This window comes from Micromonospora siamensis (assembly GCF_900090305.1).
GTDB classification, from domain to species: domain Bacteria; phylum Actinomycetota; class Actinomycetes; order Mycobacteriales; family Micromonosporaceae; genus Micromonospora; species Micromonospora siamensis.
Window position 1 is genome coordinate 4,641,132 of record NZ_LT607751.1, and the last position, 16,928, is coordinate 4,658,059.

Sequence of the window (16,928 nt, forward strand, 5' to 3'; positions counted from 1 at the left end):
GGCGGGGCGCTCAGGCGTGGTCGGGCCGATCGTCGACGAGCAGGCCGGTGAGCAGGATCCGCAGCGTCCGGTCGAAGAGGTCGGCGCGCGGCGGCGCCCCGACCGGACGGCTGAACGCCGCGGCCAGGTGCGGATACGCGGTGAGGTCGACGCCGGCGACGGCGAACGAGCTCGAGCCGGCCTGGTGGCGGGCGAAGAGGCCGACCACGCCGGTGGTCATGGCGATCGCCTCGAACTTGGCGGCGGTGGCGCAGTCGACCGGTTCCAGGATCCGCAGGCAGGTGTCGAACCAGGCGAGGCTCTCCGGCCCGGCGGCGGAGGTGTGGGGCAGCACGTCCAGCAGCCAGGGGTGGCGGCCGTACAGGGCCAGTTGCCGGTGGGCCAGCCGGAGCATCGCGGCCAGCCAGTCGTCGTCTCCCGACGGGTGGGGACGCAGCTCACCGATCGCCCGGTCGGTCATCAGCTCCAGCAGGTCGTCCCGGGAGGACAGGTACCGGTAGAGCGATCCGGCGCTGGTGCCCAGCGCGGTGGCGACGGCCCGCATGGAGACCGCGGCGATGCCGTCGGCGTCGGCCAGCGCGATGCCGGCCGCGGCGATGGCGTCCCGGCTGTGCGCGGGCGTCGGGCCACGGCTGCCGCGTTCGGGCCGGGCCCAGATCGACGGCGGGCCGGGCGCGGCATTCGCAGGTGCGTCGCTCACCGATCAAGTCTAAACTGCAAACAGCGTTCGCGGTTTAATGACGGAGGGACGGACGATGACTGCTGTCACGGCACACGACGGCGCGACGATCACACTGCACTCGACGGGGGACGGGCCCGACGTCGTCGTGGTGCACGGCGGCGGCGTCACGGTCGGCGTCTACCGCCGGCTGGCCGACCGGCTGGCCGACCGGTTCACCGTGCACCTCTACAACCGGCGGGGCCGCGCGGACGCGGCTCCCCGCCGCGAGCCGTACACCTTCGACCAGGACATCGACGACCTGGCGGCGGTCCTGGAGCGGACCGGGGCGCGCAACGTCATCGGGCACAGCTCCGGCGGCTTCATCGCCCTGCAGGCCGCGCTGCGGCTGCCCATCGACCGGCTCGCGCTCTACGACCTGGCGATCAGCATCGACGGTGGCTTCCCCGGCGACTGGATCGACGAGGCCCGCCGGGCGGCCCACGACGGCGACGTCGCCCGCGGCATGGCCATCACCACCGGCGGCATCAACACCCACTCCCCGGCCGCCCGGCTGCCCCTCGGCGTACGGACCGCCGTCTCCCGCGCGTTCCTGCGCACGCCGATCGGGCGGACGATGGGCGAACTGCTGGCGAAGACCCTCGACGAGACCCACCAGATCCGGCTCCACGACGGCCCCGCCGAACAGTGGTCGGCGGTCACCTCCGACGTGCTGCTCATGTACGGCGCCGCCGGTCCGCCCTACTACGCCCCCCTCAACGACGCCCTCGCCCGGGCCCTGCCCCGGGCCCGGGTCCTGCCGATCCCTCGCAGCGGCCACGACGGCATCAACCGCGCGCCCGCCCGGATCGTCGACCCCCTCGCCGCGTTCCTCGCCGCCGGCTGACCGGCGGCGGCGTCCAGCCGGCACGGCCGGCGGGGACGCGGTCCCGGCCGGTCGACCGTCCTACCCGGAGTCGGCCGGCCCGGGCGGTACCGTCGTTCCCGGAGCTTCCCGAGGGGCGGAGGAGGTGACGGTGACCGGGACCGCGTCCGACCGGCCGGCCGCGCCGGCCGACGCCGGGCCACCGGAGTCCCTGACCGAGCTGCTCGGCGGACGGCGGGGCGCGGCCGACGCGACCGGGCCACCGGTGGCGTTCGCCGTCGGCTGGCTGGCCGCCGGCCTCTGGGGCGGGGTGGGCGCGGCCGTGCTCACCGCCACCGGCCTGGCCGGCTGGCGGCTGCGCCGCGGCGACCGCCCCCGAGCGGTGCTGGTCGGGCTGCTGGCGGTCTGCGTGGCCGCGCTGGTCGCCCTGCGCACCGGCCGGGCCAGCGACTTCTTCCTGGTCCAGCTGGTCTCCAACGCGGCCAGCGCGCTGGCCTGGACGGTCAGCATCGCGCTGCGCTGGCCGCTGCTCGGGTTGGTCGTCGGCGCCGCGCTGGGCCAGCGGAGCCGGTGGCGCCGGGACCGCGCGCTGCTGCGGGCGTACTCCCGGGCCAGCTGGATGTGGGTGGCGACCTATCTGCTGCGGCTGGCGGTGTTCGTCCCGCTCTGGTTGGCGGGGCAGGTCGTCGGGCTGGTGCTGGCCCGGGTGGCGCTCACCTGGCCGCTGGTCGCGGCGGCGCTGGCGTCGAGCTGGCTGGTGATCCGCCGGTCGCTGCCACCGGGCCACCCGGGGCTGCGGCATCCGGTCACACCGGACCCGGTCGCACCGGTCGAGAAACGACGGAACGCCAAAAATTAATGGAGAGGCCGCCACGGGGGGAGCGGCCTCTCCGTGAAGTACGTTACTCCGTCCACGGGGCCCCGTGTGATCCCACGGGGCCTGAATTTTCCGGGCTTTTTCACGCCAGGTTCCACTCCGGGCAACGGGGTGGGCCGACCGGCCCGGCGCGTCGGCCGGACGGTGACCCACCCCTGGCCCGACCGTGGGTGTCAGGCCGCCCGCCGGCCGGTCCGCTCGTTCCCCCGGGACCCGCCGGCGACCGGGTGGGCGGGGCAGTGCCGCCCACCCGGAGACATCCCGGTCAGCCGTTCGGGAACAGGTTCCCGTAGTCGGCGTACGCCATGGCGACGTCGGCCTGGGCCCAGAACCGGTGGTAGTTGAACACCGGCTCCGCGCCGCCCTTGAGGTACGCGTCGACCTTCGGCCAGTCCGGGTCGTTCTTGTAGAAGGAACGGATGTCCACGAAGCTCTTGCCGGCGGCGATGGCGTCACCGTTGGGCATCTTCCCGGTCCAGCCCGGCGGGACGTAGAGACCCTGCCCGTCGGCGGCGTTGTAGACGTCGTCGAAGCGCTTGTAGTCGCCGCGCTTCTCCGGCCTCGACACGCCCTTGGCGTCGCTGGCGGCGTAGAGCGCGTCCAGCAGGCCCTTGGCGGTGTCCTTGGCGGCCACGTTGCCCGACTTGGCCGCGTACGCGATGAGGGTCCGCGCGTAGGCGGCGGCGACGCCGACGTCCTGGCCCTTCACCGTGACCTCGACGTGCAGGTTGGTGTTGGCCTGCGGCGCCGTCGGGTTCCAGTTGTTCGGCTGGCCGGTCCACTTCATGTCCGACGGGATGGACCAGTTGGCGCCCAGCGTGGTGTTGGCGATCGCCCACGGCACCCACTTGTCCAGCAGCGCCTTGGCCTTCGCGTTGCCGGTCTGCAGGTAGAGCTCCGCGATGCGCTGCATCGACCAGGCCTGCATGCCGAACCACTGGTTCGACGGCGGGTCGTTGTAGACCGGGTCGACGTCGTAGTACATGCCGTAGAAGGTGGCGGTGCCGGCCGGCGGCTGGGCGTAGCTGCCGTCCCAGCTGTTGGTGGCGCCACCGGCGATGCCGCCCTCGGCGGACTGCAACCAGGTGTAGAACTCCAACTGCCGGTCGAAGCTCTTCTGCCAGTCGGTGACCGCGGTCGGCGACTTCGGCTTCAGCTCCGGCACGTTGGTCAGCGCCCAGGCCGCGAGCGGGTTCTGGTAGCCGAAGTGGTTGTGGCTGGAGCCGATCCGCCAGGACCAGTTCTGCTGCGGGTCGTACGCGCCACCCCAGGCGTAGTACCAGGACATCAGGTAGTGCGCCGAGTCCTTGCCGCTGCCGGCCGGGCAGGTGCTGGCGCCGACGCAGTTGCCGATCTTCTTGAAGTACTTGTCGAACATGGCGTACCGCAGGTAGTCGCCCATCTTGGCGGCCTTGGCCACGGTGGCCGCGACGTCGGCTTCCTTGCCCTGCGCCTTGGCCCAGGTCAGCGCCCAGTACGCGGCCTGCACGGCGCGGGCGTCGGCGTCCGGGGCGTTGGTGTACTTCCACTGCTTGGCGGGGGCGTTGGACTCCTTGACGAACAGGTCCAGGTAGCCGTACTGGCCGCCGTGCTTGAACGTGTCGCAGGACGGCTGCGGGACGGTCTCCCAGACCGACTCCTGGGTGCCCCGCTGGAAGGTGTTGATGTACGCCGGCTTCGTGGTGCCGTCGCCGCAGCGGCCGAAGCCGTAGGTGTTGTCCACGTCGAGCAGCCAGTGCATGCCGTAGATGTCGCCGGTGCCGTAGGTGGACTGCAGCTCGCCGCGCAGCGGGTCCTGGCCGACCGGCACCGACGGCTGGAGGGCCGACGGGTACTGGCTGGGCAGGTTGTACTCGGCGGCGTACTGCGCCGTCCCGGGAGCCCCAGCAGTGGGCTGGTCTGAATGATTCGGAATTATATATTTTTCCATGACCGTCCACGCGTTGTTGAACGGGGCCCAGTTCTGGGTGACCCGGCCGTACTGCGCCTCCAGCCAGAGCCAGAAGCTGAACGCCTCGGACGTGGTCTCGTGGCCGTGGTCCGGCGCCTCGACGATCAGCGTCTCCACCGAGTGGTACGGCACGCCCTCGGGGCTGAAGTAGCCCGAGTTCTTGATCTTGCCGTACTGGTCGAGGAACTTCTTGATGTACGCGTTGTCCCCGCCGGGGGTGTCGTTGTCGATCTCGGTGGCGGTGACGGTGAGCGGGGCGATGCCGGTGGCCGAGGCGGTGACGGTGGCGGTGCCCCCGACGGTGTCGGCGTCCTCGGCGGCCGCGACGGTGGCGGTGACCCCGGTGTTCCAGTTGGCCGGGGTGAGGGTCAGCGTCGTCGGCGAGACGGTGATGTCGCTGTCCCCGGTGACGGCGAGGGTCACCGGGACGTTGGCGGTCGGCGCCGCGCTGAGGGTGTACCTGACCGTGGCGGTGCCGCCCTCGTTGACGCTCACGGCCGACGGGGTGGCGACCAGCCGCGGCCCGGTGGCCGGGTTGACCGTGAAGGACTTCTCGGCGATCGCCGAGCCGCCGGCGTTGTCGTACGCCTTGGCCTGCACGGTGTAGCTGCCGGCCGGCAGGCCGAGCAGGTCGTAGCCGTACGGGGCGGTGGTGTCGGTGTTGACCAGCAGGCCGTTGCGGTAGAACTCGACCTTGCTGATGGTCCCGTCGGGGTCGCTGGCGGTGGCGGTCAGCGGCACGTCGGCCGGTGCCGCGAAGGGCCCGGCCGGTACGCCCAGCGACACCGTCGGCGGCTGGTTGGCCACCGCCCCGTTGCAGGCCACCCCGTTGAGGGTGAACGCGGTGGGCTTCGGGTTGCTGCCGGAGTAGGCGCCGTTGAAGCCGATGGTGGTGGCGGCGCCGGTGGCGAGGCTGCCGTTCCACGACTCGTTGGTCGCGGTCACCTCGCTGCCGCTCTGGCTCCACCGGGCCGACCAGCCCTGGGTGACCCGCTGGCTGCTGGTGGGGAAGGCGAACTTCAGCGCCCAGTTGTTCAGCGCGTCGCCCAGGTTCTTGATGGTGACGGTGGCGGTGAAGCCGGTGTCCCAGTCACTGGTCACATAGGTCACGTCGCAGGCCGGGGCGGCCTGCGCGGCGCCGGCCGGCAGGGTGATCCCGCCGATGGCCAGCGCGGTAGCGGCGAGCATCGCCGTGCGGCGACGTCGTGCCAGGAGTCTCATGTGCGCGGTGTCTCCTCGGACCGGGCCGGGGCGTACGGGCCCCGGCGGGACACCTCCACGCGGTGCACGCGGGGGGACGGAGGCGTCCGGAACGGTGGGGTCGTCGGGGGCGGGAGCACGGCTGGGTGCCGCCGGTCCGTTCCCTCGGGGCGCGCCGCGCCGGATCTCCGGCTGCCCTCGGCGGCCCGCCTCGCGCCAGCTGGCTCCGCTGCGGTGATTCGACAGTGTGCCATGGAAGCGCTCCCACGACAACCACCAGGGCGCTCACGCACATCCATGTTTCGATCTCATTTTGGGGCTTTCACAAAGCCGTGACGGGCGTTACAGTCGCTGCATCGCCGATGGGAGCGCTTCCATCGACGATGGTGCGAAGAAAGATCGCCCGGGGCGCCTCGGCGTCCCGGCGGACCAGCCACAAGGCTGACGACGGGCCAGCCCGGACGCCGCCGTCAGCCGTCACCCACCGGCATGGAGGGAGGTGGAACCAGAGCCACTCGCGTGGCCCGGCTCCCGCGCGACACGCACGGCCGGAGACCCAATCCACTCGTGCGTGGTTGCATCGCGGTGGGGACGGGGGTTGCCCTCCCCCGTCCCCACACTAAACCCCCGCCCCCGGCGGGAAAAGAGGCCGACGGGACAGGCGTACGACGCCACCCGGACGGCCTCGTTCGCTGCTCGGGGCCCGTGGACGCCCGCACCGCCGCACCGGCGCCCCGCCGCCCCTGCCCCGCACACCCGGTCGCCCGAACGGCGGGACCGCCGGCCCACCGGCCGCCGGAGCCCCTCACAGCGCGGAGGGTCGCGCCTACCCTATGCTGGGAGCGCTCCCGGTCGTCCGGCGCGCGCCCCACCCACGAGGAGAACCGCCCATGTCGATACTCAGCCGTCGGCACCTGCTCCGCCGCGCCGCGCTCTCCGCCGACGCCACCGGGGCCCCCGGCCCGACCCGCGCCCCGGCGCCCCCCACCGCCGAGGCCGACGCGCCCGCCGGTGGGCTGCGGTTCCCGCCGGGCTTCGGCTGGGGCGCGGCCACCTCGGCATACCAGATCGAGGGCGCCGCCAAGGAGGACGGCCGCGGCGAGTCGATCTGGGACACCTTCAGCCGTACGCCCGGGCGCACCCGCAACGGCGACACCGGCGACGTGGCGGCCGACCACTACCGGCGCTGGCCCGAGGACCTCGACCTGATGCGCGACCTCGGCCTGCGCAGCTACCGCTTCTCCGTCTCCTGGCCCCGGATCCAGGCCGACGGCACCGGCCGGCCCAACCAGCGCGGCCTGGACTTCTACCGGCGCCTGGTCGACGGGCTGCACGAGCGCGGCATCGCCCCGATGGTCACCCTCTTCCACTGGGACCTCCCCCAGGCGCTCCAAGACGCCGGCGGCTGGGAGAACCGGGACACCGCCCACCGCTTCGCCGACTACGCCACCGCCGTCTTCGAGGGCCTCGGCGACCAGGTGCCGGTCTGGTTGACCGTCAACGAGCCGAAGACCGTGGTGCAGAACGGCTACCTGTGGGGGCACCACGCGCCGGGCCGGCAGGACGCCGACGCCGCCTACCTGGTCGCCCACCACCTCCAGCTGGCCCACGGGCTCGCCGTACGTGCGCTGCGCGCCACCGGTTCCCCGGCCCGGATCGGCCCGGCGCTCAACCTGCACCCCTGCTACCCGGCCGACGACACGGCCGCGGCAGCCGCCGCCACCCGCCTCTACGACGGGTACGAGAACCGCCTCTACCTCGACTCGATCTTCACCGGGGCGTACCCGGCCGACGTGCTGGCCGACCTCGGCCCGGACAGCCGGCTGGCCCGCGGCATCACCGACGGCGACCTGGAGATCATCTCCAGCCCGGTGGACCTGCTCGCGGTGCAGTACTACACCCCGATCTACGTCACCGCCGGCGGTGGCACCGCCCAGCGCTGGCCCACCTCCGAGGCGGAGTGGCAGCAGATCTACCCCGACGGCATGTACGACATCCTGACCCGGGTCACCCGCGACTACGGCCCGGTCCCGCTGACCGTCACCGAGAACGGGCTGCCCTGCCCGGACACCCTCGGCGCGGACGACACCGTCGACGACGCCGGCCGGATCAGCTTCCTGCGCGACCACTTCGCCGCCGCGCACCGGGCGATCGGCGCCGGCGTGCCGCTGGAGAGCTACCACGTCTGGTCACTGCTGGACAACTTCGAGTGGGCCGAGGGGTACGACCAGCGCTGGGGCCTGGTCTACGTGGACTACCCGACCCAGCGCCGGATCCTCAAGCGCAGCGCCCACTGGTACCGCCAGGTCATCGCCGACAACGGCCTCTGACCCGCGAGGAGGGGCCCGGTGCGGACCGGGCCCCTCCTCGACGACTCCGCTCAGCGGGGCAGCGCCTGCTGCAACTCCGCCCGCAGCGCCGGCGTCAGCATCTCGCCGGCCTGCTTGGCCAGCCGGGCCATCTCGTAGCCCACCACGCCGATGTCGGCCTCGGCGCCGGCCAGGGTGGCCAGGATCGAACCGTCGCGGATCTGCATGACCAGAAAGTAGCCGCGGCCCATCTCCACCACCGTCTGCTTGACGACGTCCCCGTCGAACATCTGCGCCGCGCCCGCGGTGATGCTCATCAGCCCGGACGTCACCGCCGCCAGCTTGTCCGCGTGGTCCCGGGGCAGGTGCGCGGAGATCGCCACCAGCAGGCCGTCGGAGGAGACCACCACGGCGTGCGCCACCCCCGGCACCCGCTCGGCGAACGCGGTCACCAGCCAGCTCAGGTCCCGTGCCTCCTGGCTCAACGTCGTCACTGCCATCCCCCTTCACTGCGCCCGCCAACCGGCGGCAGCCTGAACTCCGTGGTCTCCTCGGCCTCGGCCCGGCGGACCCCGCTGTAGAGCCGGGAGAGCATCCCGGAGACCGCGTCCGGATCCGGCTCGTGCCGGTTCTGCTCGGCCGGCCGGGCCGAACCGTTGACCGTCGGCAGCTGCGCCATCGGCACCCGCACCGGCAACCCCCGCTCGTTGGTCCCTCCGGTCACCGGCGTCACCGGGGGCGCCGGTGTCACACCGGCCCCCGCGCCCGGGGCCGGGCCCTGCCGGGACCACCACCCGCTCCCCGCCGACGCCGGCGGGCGACCAGCCGGGGCGAGGACGTCCTCGGACCGCACCGGGACCGGACGCGCCACCGGCGAGCCCGGCGCCGGGCGGTGTCCCGGCCCGGCGCCCACCGCCGGCTGCGCGGCGGGGGCGGTCGGGACCGACTCGCCGGCCGGGTACCGCGGCGCCGGAACGGACGGGCCCGCCGGGGCGACGAGCCCCGACGGCGCCTGCGCCGGGGCCGGCGGTGCCACCGGGATCTCCCGGCTGACGGGCGCGAGCGGGAACGGCCCGGTCCCCGGCGCGGCCACCGGATCGGGGCGACGGCCGGCCACCGGCAGCTCGGCCACCGGGGCGACCGGACGGGGCTGCCCGACCAGCGAGGTGAGCATCCGCGGCGAGGCCGGCTCGTCGAGTTCGGTAGACGGGGTCGCGAGGAGAGCGCCGGGGACCAGGATCCGGGCCACCAGGCCGTGCTGGCCGCCGTCCAGCCGCACCCGCAGCCCCAGCCGGGCGGCGAGGTGGCTGACCACGAAGAGGCCCATCCGCTCGGACGCGGCCACGTCGGCCGCCGGCGGGCTGGCCAGCACCTCGTTCGCCTGCTCCAGCGCCGCGGGGCTCATCCCCAGGCCCTCGTCGGCGACCTCGATCACCGCGTCCCGGCCCTCCGGCCGCACCGTCACCCGCACCACCGTGTCCGGCCGGGAGAAGGCGGTGGCGTTCTCCAGCAGCTCGGCCAGCAGGTGCACCATCTCGCCGACGGCGTGCCCGACCAGGTACAGGTCGGCCACCTGGTCGTGGCGGACCCGCTGGTACTGCTCGATCTCGGCGCTGGCCGCCAGCAGCACCGCGCCCAGCCCGACCGGTCGGTTCCACCGCCGGGTCGACTCGGTGCCGGCGAGCACCAGCAGGCTCTCGTCGTTACGGCGCATCCGGGCGGCCAGGTGGTCCAGCTTGAACAGGTTCTCCAACTGGTCCGGGTCGGCCTCCTCCCGTTCCAGCTCGTCGAGCAGCTCCAACTGCCGCTCCACCAGCACCTGGCTGCGCCGGGCCAGGTTGACGAACATCGCGTTGACGTTGCGGCGCATCATCGCCTGCTCCACCGCCACGCTGACCGCGCTGCGGTGCACCGCCACGAACGCCTCGGCCAGCTCACCGAACTCGTCCTGCGAGCGGACCACGGCCGGCGGGACCTGGATGTCCGGCACACCCCCGGTCACCCCCCGCAACCGGTCCAGGGCGTCCGGCAGCTCCAGCTGGGCGATCCGCATCGCCTGGCCCCGCAGCAGCCGCATCGACCGGGCCACCGACCGGCCGACCAGCAGCGAGATGAGCACGCCGACCAGCAGCACGGTGACCACCGCGCCGGCGACCAGCAGCGTCGTGCGCAGCTGGTCGGAGCTGGCGTCGTCGGCCCGGCGTACCGCGTCGTCGAGGACCTTCGCCTCCACCTGGCGCAGCAGCTCCTGCCGCTGCTCGCTGGCGGCCCACCACTGTGGCGCGGGCAGCACCGCCGGGCCGGCGCCGCCGGCCGGGAGGCTCTTCTCCTCCAGCTTCGCCGCGGCGACGAACGCCGGGTCCACCGACGTGCGGTCGTACGTGCGGATCTGGTCGGCCGTCGCCGCCACCCGGAACGCGCCGAGCGCGGTGAGCTGCTGGGCGCGCAGGTCGGTCAGGGTCACCTCGTCGTTCGGCGCGTAGCGACCGGCGCGGGCCGCCTCGTAGAGCTCGGCCCGGACCCGGGAGGAGAGCTCCTTGACCCGGGCCAGCTGGACGTAGCGCAGCACCGCGTCGCTGAGCGCCTGCTGCTGCTCGCCGGGGGACGGCTCGGCCAGCAGGTTGAGCAGCGCGTCGACGGCCCGGTGGTAGTTGCTCAGGATCGTCTCGCTGCTCAACACCGCCGGCGGGATCGCGGCCCGGATGTAGACGACCTGGTCGTACGCCTCGAGCACCTCCGAGTACGCGACCCGCCAGGCGGCGTCGGAGTCGGCCAGCGGCTCGGCCGCCGCGCGCAGGTCCCGCAGCGCCGCGTCGCTGGCCGTCTGCAACGGCTTCAGCGCGGCGATCGCGGCGTCCCGGTCGCCGTTGGCCCCGGCCCGGTGCAGCGCGCCCAGCTCACCCGCGGCGCGGTCGCGTTCCTGCTGGATCTGGTGGACGGCGGCGGTGATCTGCCGGCCGATGCCCACCTGGCCGGCGAAGTCGCCCAACGCCGTGGTCTGCCCGATCAGGCCCCGGGTGAGCACTCCGGCCACCACCAGGAAGGCCACCGAGGGCACCACCAGCACGGTGGCGAGCTTGGTGCTCACCCGCCAGTCGCGCAGTCGCAGCGGTGACCGCCGCCGGTGCGGGATCACCCGGACGTCGAACCGGCTCCGCCGCCCGGACGCCACGTCGCGCGACGGGTCGGGACCTGCGCCCACTCGTGCCTCCTCGGTCCCCTCGCGCCCGCCACGTCGGCAGCGGGGTCCATCCAACCAGGCCCTTGTCCGGTGTCAACGCCCTGGCCTGAGGAAACGCTCAGGATGGATCCGGTCGTCGGTCGCCGGCCACCGGGGCTGCCGGGGGCGGTTCCTCCGTCCGGCCGATGGTGGCCAGCTCACCGGCCTCGCCGATCCGGCCCAGTGCCACCAGGGCGGCCCCGGTGGCGCCGATCTCCGGGTTCGGCTGGTGGCGTACCGGCCGCGGCGCCAGGGAGGCGGCGAAGGACCGCCGCCACCAGGGGGACGCGGTCATCGCCCCGCCACCCAGCACCACCTCGACCGGTCGAGCGACGGTGGACTCCAGCACCGCGAGGTCGTCGGCGACCATCCGGCACAGCCCGGTCATCAGTCCGGCCAGGATCTCCACCGAGGTGGTGCCGAAGCTGAGCCCCTGGAGCTGCCCGGAGCCGGCCGGCGCCAGGCCGGGAGGCCGGTCGCCGCCGAACCGTGGGTCCGCCGGTAGGCCGCCGCCCGGCGGCAGCTCGGCGAGCGCGGCGTGCAGCGCCTCCCCCGCCGGCAGCCGCAGCTCCCGGGCGGCCCAGGCGAACAGGTTCCCCCCACAGGAGTACGCGGCCCCGGTCACCACGTGGTCGTGGTCGACCCGGTAGCGCCAGAGCTCGTCGGGCAGGGGCGGCAGCACCGCACCGGCGGGGACCCGCTGGATCAGCCGGACCGCGGCGGAGGTGCCGACGGTGACCGCCGCCCGGGTCGGGTCCACACAGCCCTGGCCCACGTTGGAGGCGGCACCGTCCCCGACCGGGGCGTGCCAGCGGGCCCGGGCCAGGTCCGGCCAGCGGCGGGCGTGCGTGGAGCGGAGCCGGCCCTGCCAGTCCAGCGGGGCCAGCTCGGGCAGCTCACCGTCGCCGACCCCGGCCAGCGCACACGCCTCGGCGTCCCAGGTCAGCTGCCGCAGGTCGAGCAGGCCGGTGCCGGAGGCCTGGGACACCGACATCGGGGCGTCGTCGAGCAGCGCGCCGAGGACGTACTCGGCCAGGCCGGCGAAGCGGGCCACCGGCGCGTCGATCCGCTGCCGCAGCCACGGCAGCCGGACGTTCCAGTAGCACCGGTGCCACCAGGCGCCGGTGCGCTGGTGCAACGCCTGCGGGTCCGTCGGGGCGGCCACGTCGGCGGAGGGCTGGGGCCGGGTGTCCAGCCAGGTGAGCACCGGTCCGAGGGGTTCACCCCGGCCGTCCAGCGGCACCACCGAGTGCCACTGCGCGGAGGCGGTGACCAGCTCCACCCCGGCGAGGTGACCGGCGGCGGTCAGCTCGTCCAGGCACTCGACCAGGCAGGCGAGGTAGCCGGGACCGTCCAGGGTGCCGGACCCGTCGTCGCCGACGTCGAGGCGTACCTTGCGGCGGGCCAGCGCGCCGGGCAGCGGGTTGGCCTGCGCGTCCAGCACCAGCCCGCGTACCGACGACGTGCCGAGGTCCAGAGCCAGAATGTTCATCGCGGGTCACCGTACCCGCCGGGACGGCCGGTCACGCCAAGATCCGCGGGCAGACGGGTGGACGTGCCGCGCGCCCGGTCGGGGCACCACGGCGGGCCGCCCGGCGGTAGAGTCGACGCATGCCCGCGCACCTGTCCTGCTGGTGGCCCGCCGACCCGGCGGCCCACTCCCGCGCGTAGCTTTCTTCCCGCGGCCGCCCCTCGAGGCGGCCGCCGATCTTCCTCCGGCACCGGGCCCGCCTCCGCGGGCGGCACCGGCCCCGAGAGGAGCACCCATGCACCGCACGCACGACCCGCTCGCCGCCGTCGCCGACGGCCGCGACCCCGGCCCGTTCGCCCTGGTCCGCCGCGCCGACACCGACCGGCTGGACCTGTTCACCGGCTCGGTGGTCACCGTCGACCGGCTCGCCGACATCCCGCTGCCGTCCGGCGGCCCCGGCCCGCGCACCCTGGCCCTGGTGCCGTACCGACAGATCGCCGAGCGCGGGTTCACTCACGTCGACGACGGCGTACCCCTGGAGTGCCTGCGCATTGATGGGCACCGCACGCTGAGCCTGGGCGAGGCGCTCGCGGCACTGCCCGAGGACCCGGTGGTCACCACCGACGGCGGCTTCGACATCGACGACGCCGAGTACGCCCGCACCGTCGACCGGGTGCTGGCCGAGGAGATCGGCCGGGGCGAGGGCGCCAACTTCGTCATCCACCGCACGCTGCGCGCCACCGTGCAGGGCTCCCCGCTGCGGGCGGCGCTGGCCGCGCTGCGCCGGCTGCTCACCCGGGAACGCGGCGCGTACTGGACGTTCGTGGTCTTCACCGGCGCCCGGATCCTGGTCGGGGCCAGCCCGGAACGGCACGTCAGCGTCGAGGGCGGCACGGTGCTGATGAACCCGATCAGCGGCACCTTCCGGCACGCCGGCGCCACCCCGGACCGGGCGGCGCTGCTGCGGTTCCTGCGCGACCCGAAGGAGGTCGAGGAGCTGTACATGGTGCTCGACGAGGAGCTGAAGATGATGGCCACCGTCGCCGAGCACGGCGGCCAGGTGATCGGGCCGTACCTGAAGGAGATGGCGCACCTGGCGCACACCGAGTACCTGCTCGCCGGCCAGGGCTCGGCGGACGTCCGGGACGTGCTGCGGCACACCATGTTCGCGCCCACGGTGACCGGCAGCCCGATGGAGAACGCCTGCCGGGTGATCGCCCGGCACGAGCGGACCGGCCGGCGCTACTACTCGGGGGTGCTGGCCCTGCTCGGCCGGGACGCGGCCGGCCGGCAGACCCTGGACGCGCCGATCCTGATCCGCACCGCGGAGATCTCCCCCGCCGGTGAGCTGCGGGTGCCGGTGGGGGCGACCCTGGTCCGGCACTCCACGGCCGAGGGTGAGGTGGCCGAGACCCACGCCAAGGCCGCCGGCGTGCTGGCCGCGCTAGGCCTCGGGCCGGACGCCCCGGCCCCCACCGGCGGGCCGGGGGCCGCCGGGCGCCCGGCGCTCGCCGACGACCCGGAGGTACGCGCCGCGCTGGCCGCCCGTAACGGCCCGCTGGCCCGGTTCTGGCTCGACCGGCGTACGCCCGGGGCGGCGGTGCTGCCCGGCCTGGCCGGCCGGCGGGCGCTGATCGTGGACGGGGAGGACACGTTCACCGGGATGCTGGCCCACCAGTTGCGCGCGCTCGGCCTCGTCGTGCGGGTGCGCCCCTGGCAGGACCCGGTTCACCTCGACGGGGAGGACCTGGTGGTGGTCGGCCCCGGGCCGGGTGACCCGCGGCGGCACACCGACCCGAAGCAGGCCGCGATGCGGGGGCTGCTGAGCCGGCTGCTCGACGAGGGTCGCCCGACGCTGGCGGTCTGCCTCGGGCACCAGCTGCTCGCCGGCCTGCTCGGGTTGCGGCTGCACCGCCGGGAGGCGCCGTACCAGGGGGTGCAGCGGGAGGTGCCGGTCTTCGGCACGCCGCGACGGGTGGGCTTCTACTCGACGTTCACGGCGCTCGCCGACGCCGACCGGCTGACCACCCCGTACGGGCCGGTGGAGCTGTCCCGGGACACCACGGACGGCGCGGTGCACGCCGTACGCGGCCCGGGGTTCGCCGGGGTGCAGTTCCATCCGGAGTCGGTGCTCAGCCGGGACGGCACCCCGGTCCTGGCCGAGCTGCTCGCCCATCTGCTCGGTCAGCCGAGCCGGCTGGCGACCGCGCATGATTCACCGCATCGCGGGTAGGGCGAAGGGCGACCGGTGGTCCGGACGGGTCGAGAGCCCCCGCCCGGGCCACCGGTCGCCACGCGGTGACCGGTCAGCCGGCGGCGAGCCCCTTCTTGAGGGCGGCGCCGATCTGGATGGCCCGCTTGGCGGTCAGCGCGGTGGCGCCGAGCGCGACGCTGTCCGGCGCGGTCTCGCCGTTGTTGCTGGTGTGCGAGGCGCCGTAGGGGTTACCGGCGGTGAACTGGCTCGGGTCGGTGTAGCCGGGGGTGACCACGACGCCGCCCCAGTGGTAGAAGACGGTGAGCAGCGACAGGATGGTGGACTCCTGGCCGCCGTGGGAGGTGGCGGTGGAGCAGAACGCCGAGTAGACCTTGTTGGCCAGCGCGCCCTGGGCCCAGAGCGGGCCGGTGGTGTCGATGAACTGCTTCAGCTGGGCGGAGATCATGCCGTACCGGGTCGGCGAGCCGAAGATCACCACGTCGGCCCAGGTGAGGTCGTCCAGTTCGACCTCCATGACGTCCTGGGTCTCCAGGTGGTGCGCCTGCCAGCCGGAGTTGGAGCGGATGGCCTCCTCCGGGGCCAGTTCCCGTACCTTGCGCAGCCGTACCTCGGCGCCGGCTTCGCCCGCGGCCTCGCAGGCCGCCTGCGCCATCTGGTAGGTGATGCCGGTCGCGCTGTAGTAGATGACCGCGACCTTGATCTGGCCGTCCATCACATGTGCCTCCCTCATTGTGGATCAGCTCCGGCGACTACCCCTTACTTGCGGCGTCAAACGTCTGCGGTCCGTGCTCAAGATTTGCGCAAGTTCCGGCAGCAGACGCTCTCCCGATCGGCCGCGCCGGGGATCCTGGTCGCACCCGGCGCCCGCCCGACGGTGCACCTGGACGGGGGATCGCGCTACGCCGACGTCGCGTCGGCGGAGCGCGATCGGGGTCCGCGAGCGCGGGGGAGCGTCGTACCCGCTGCCTATGCTGACCGTCCACCAGCGACGGGAGGCGGTCATGACCGTGGCACTGACCGGCGCGCAGGCGCTGGCCCTGCGGATGAGCAGCCTGCTGCTGCGACCACACCCGGCCGCCCGTCCGGACGACGTGGCCGGGGTGGTCGAGTGGTTCGGCGCCATGCAGGCCCAGGACATGGCGAGCGGCCTCTGGTCGCTGGGCGTCCGCCTGCCGGCTCTGACGCTCGGTGACGTCCAGGCCGCGTTGGAGCGCCGGGAGGCCCTGCGAACCTGGCCGATGCGGGGCACCGTGCACCTGGTGCCGTCCCGAGACGCCCGCTGGATGCTGGGGCTGACCGGCGTACGCACGCTGTCCGGTGCCGCGGCCCGACGGGCCGTGCTCGGCCTCACCGAGGCCGACGCGGACCGGGCCGCCGACGTGCTCGGCACGGCGCTGGCCGGCGGCGGCCGACTGACCCGCGCCCAGTGCCTGGCCGCCCTGACCGGGGCCGGCCTCGACGTCGGCGGGCAGCGCGGCTACCACCTGCTCTGGTACGCCAGTCAGCGCGGGGTCACCTGCATCGCCCCGCACGTCGGCACGGAGCAGACCTTCGCCCTGTTGGACGAGTGGGCGCCCGACCCGCACCTGCCGGAGCGCGACGAGGCGCTGGGCATCCTCGCCCTGCGCTACTTCCGCGGTCACGGGCCCACCACCGTGCGGGACTTCGCGGGCTGGACCGGGCTCACCATGGCCGACGCGCGCCGGGCGGTCGCCGTGGCCGGCGACGAGCTCGCCACCGCCTCGGTCGACGGGGTGGACTCGGTGCTGCACCGCACGCTGCTCGACGCGCCCCGCGACCCGGTGGACGACGTGCGCGTGCTGCCCGGCTTCGACGAGTACCTGCTGGGCTTCAAGGACCGCAGCCTGATGCTCGACCCGGCGCACCAGCAGGCGATCGTGCCGGGCAACAACGGGATGTTCCGGTCGACGGTGGTGCGGGGCGGGCGGGTGGTCGGCACCTGGACGCGGACCATCGCCAAGACCCGGGTGAGCATCGTGGTCCAGCCGCTGGCCGACCTGGACCGGGCGGCGGTGGACACGGCGCTGGCCGGCTACGCCCGCTTCCTCGGTCTTCCGGCCCGGGTCGACTGGGCGGACTGACCGGTTGCGGCGCGTCCGGGTGACCGGCGGTGCGCCGCC

The 16,928-nt window shown here is 74.2% G+C and carries 11 protein-coding genes; 5 read left to right on the plus strand and 6 right to left on the minus strand.

Annotated features, from left to right (window positions below; genetic code table 11):
* Positions 1 to 10 precede the first annotated feature (10 nt).
* Positions 11 to 700, minus strand: a complete 690-nt coding sequence (locus tag GA0074704_RS21140; RefSeq protein ID WP_088972105.1) for a TetR/AcrR family transcriptional regulator — start codon at positions 698 to 700, stop codon at positions 11 to 13.
* Positions 701 to 755: 55 nt separating this feature from the next.
* Between GA0074704_RS21140 and GA0074704_RS21145 the strand changes: the two genes are divergently transcribed.
* Positions 756 to 1,565: an alpha/beta fold hydrolase gene (locus tag GA0074704_RS21145; protein ID WP_231926623.1), complete on the plus strand. Its 810-nt coding sequence runs from the start codon at positions 756 to 758 to the stop codon at positions 1,563 to 1,565.
* Between the two features lie 130 nt (positions 1,566 to 1,695).
* Positions 1,696 to 2,403 carry a DUF3159 domain-containing protein gene (locus GA0074704_RS21150; RefSeq protein ID WP_377470554.1) on the plus strand — a complete coding sequence of 236 codons (708 nt, stop codon included), beginning with the start codon at positions 1,696 to 1,698 and terminating at the stop codon, positions 2,401 to 2,403.
* 283 nt (positions 2,404 to 2,686) lie between these two features.
* On the opposite strand, the gene GA0074704_RS21155 is transcribed toward GA0074704_RS21150, so the two are convergent.
* Complete coding sequence (locus tag GA0074704_RS21155) at positions 2,687 to 5,584, minus strand: glycoside hydrolase family 48 protein (protein WP_172880956.1); 2,898 nt, start codon at positions 5,582 to 5,584, stop codon at positions 2,687 to 2,689.
* 878 nt (positions 5,585 to 6,462) lie between these two features.
* On the opposite strand from GA0074704_RS21155, the gene GA0074704_RS21160 reads away from it, so the two are divergent.
* Complete coding sequence (locus GA0074704_RS21160; RefSeq protein ID WP_088972109.1) at positions 6,463 to 7,902, plus strand: GH1 family beta-glucosidase; 1,440 nt, start codon at positions 6,463 to 6,465, stop codon at positions 7,900 to 7,902.
* 50 nt (positions 7,903 to 7,952) lie between these two features.
* On the opposite strand, the gene GA0074704_RS21165 is transcribed toward GA0074704_RS21160, so the two are convergent.
* The 3 genes from GA0074704_RS21165 to GA0074704_RS21175 form a co-directional block, all read right to left on the minus strand.
* Positions 7,953 to 8,381, minus strand: coding sequence for a roadblock/LC7 domain-containing protein (locus GA0074704_RS21165; RefSeq protein WP_446686030.1), 429 nt, complete (start codon positions 8,379 to 8,381; stop codon positions 7,953 to 7,955).
* Positions 8,372 to 11,083 (minus strand): sensor histidine kinase, encoded by a 2,712-nt coding sequence (locus GA0074704_RS21170; RefSeq protein ID WP_157743758.1) that lies wholly within the window; start codon positions 11,081 to 11,083, stop codon positions 8,372 to 8,374. The genes GA0074704_RS21165 and GA0074704_RS21170 overlap by 10 nt, the downstream gene beginning before the upstream one ends.
* 97 nt (positions 11,084 to 11,180) lie before the next feature.
* Complete coding sequence (locus GA0074704_RS21175) at positions 11,181 to 12,593, minus strand: FGGY family carbohydrate kinase (RefSeq protein WP_088972111.1); 1,413 nt, start codon at positions 12,591 to 12,593, stop codon at positions 11,181 to 11,183.
* Positions 12,594 to 12,867: 274 nt separating this feature from the next.
* Between GA0074704_RS21175 and GA0074704_RS21180 the strand changes: the two genes are divergently transcribed.
* Positions 12,868 to 14,805 carry a chorismate-binding protein gene (locus GA0074704_RS21180; RefSeq protein WP_088972112.1) on the plus strand — a complete coding sequence of 646 codons (1,938 nt, stop codon included), beginning with the start codon at positions 12,868 to 12,870 and terminating at the stop codon, positions 14,803 to 14,805.
* A 73-nt stretch (positions 14,806 to 14,878) separates the two neighbouring features.
* On the opposite strand, the gene wrbA is transcribed toward GA0074704_RS21180, so the two are convergent.
* Positions 14,879 to 15,499 (minus strand): NAD(P)H:quinone oxidoreductase, encoded by a 621-nt coding sequence (gene wrbA, locus GA0074704_RS21185; RefSeq protein WP_088972113.1) that lies wholly within the window; start codon positions 15,497 to 15,499, stop codon positions 14,879 to 14,881.
* 289 nt (positions 15,500 to 15,788) lie between these two features.
* On the opposite strand from wrbA, the gene GA0074704_RS21190 reads away from it, so the two are divergent.
* Positions 15,789 to 16,889: a winged helix DNA-binding domain-containing protein gene (locus GA0074704_RS21190; protein ID WP_088973862.1), complete on the plus strand. Its 1,101-nt coding sequence runs from the start codon at positions 15,789 to 15,791 to the stop codon at positions 16,887 to 16,889.
* Positions 16,890 to 16,928 lie beyond the last annotated feature (39 nt).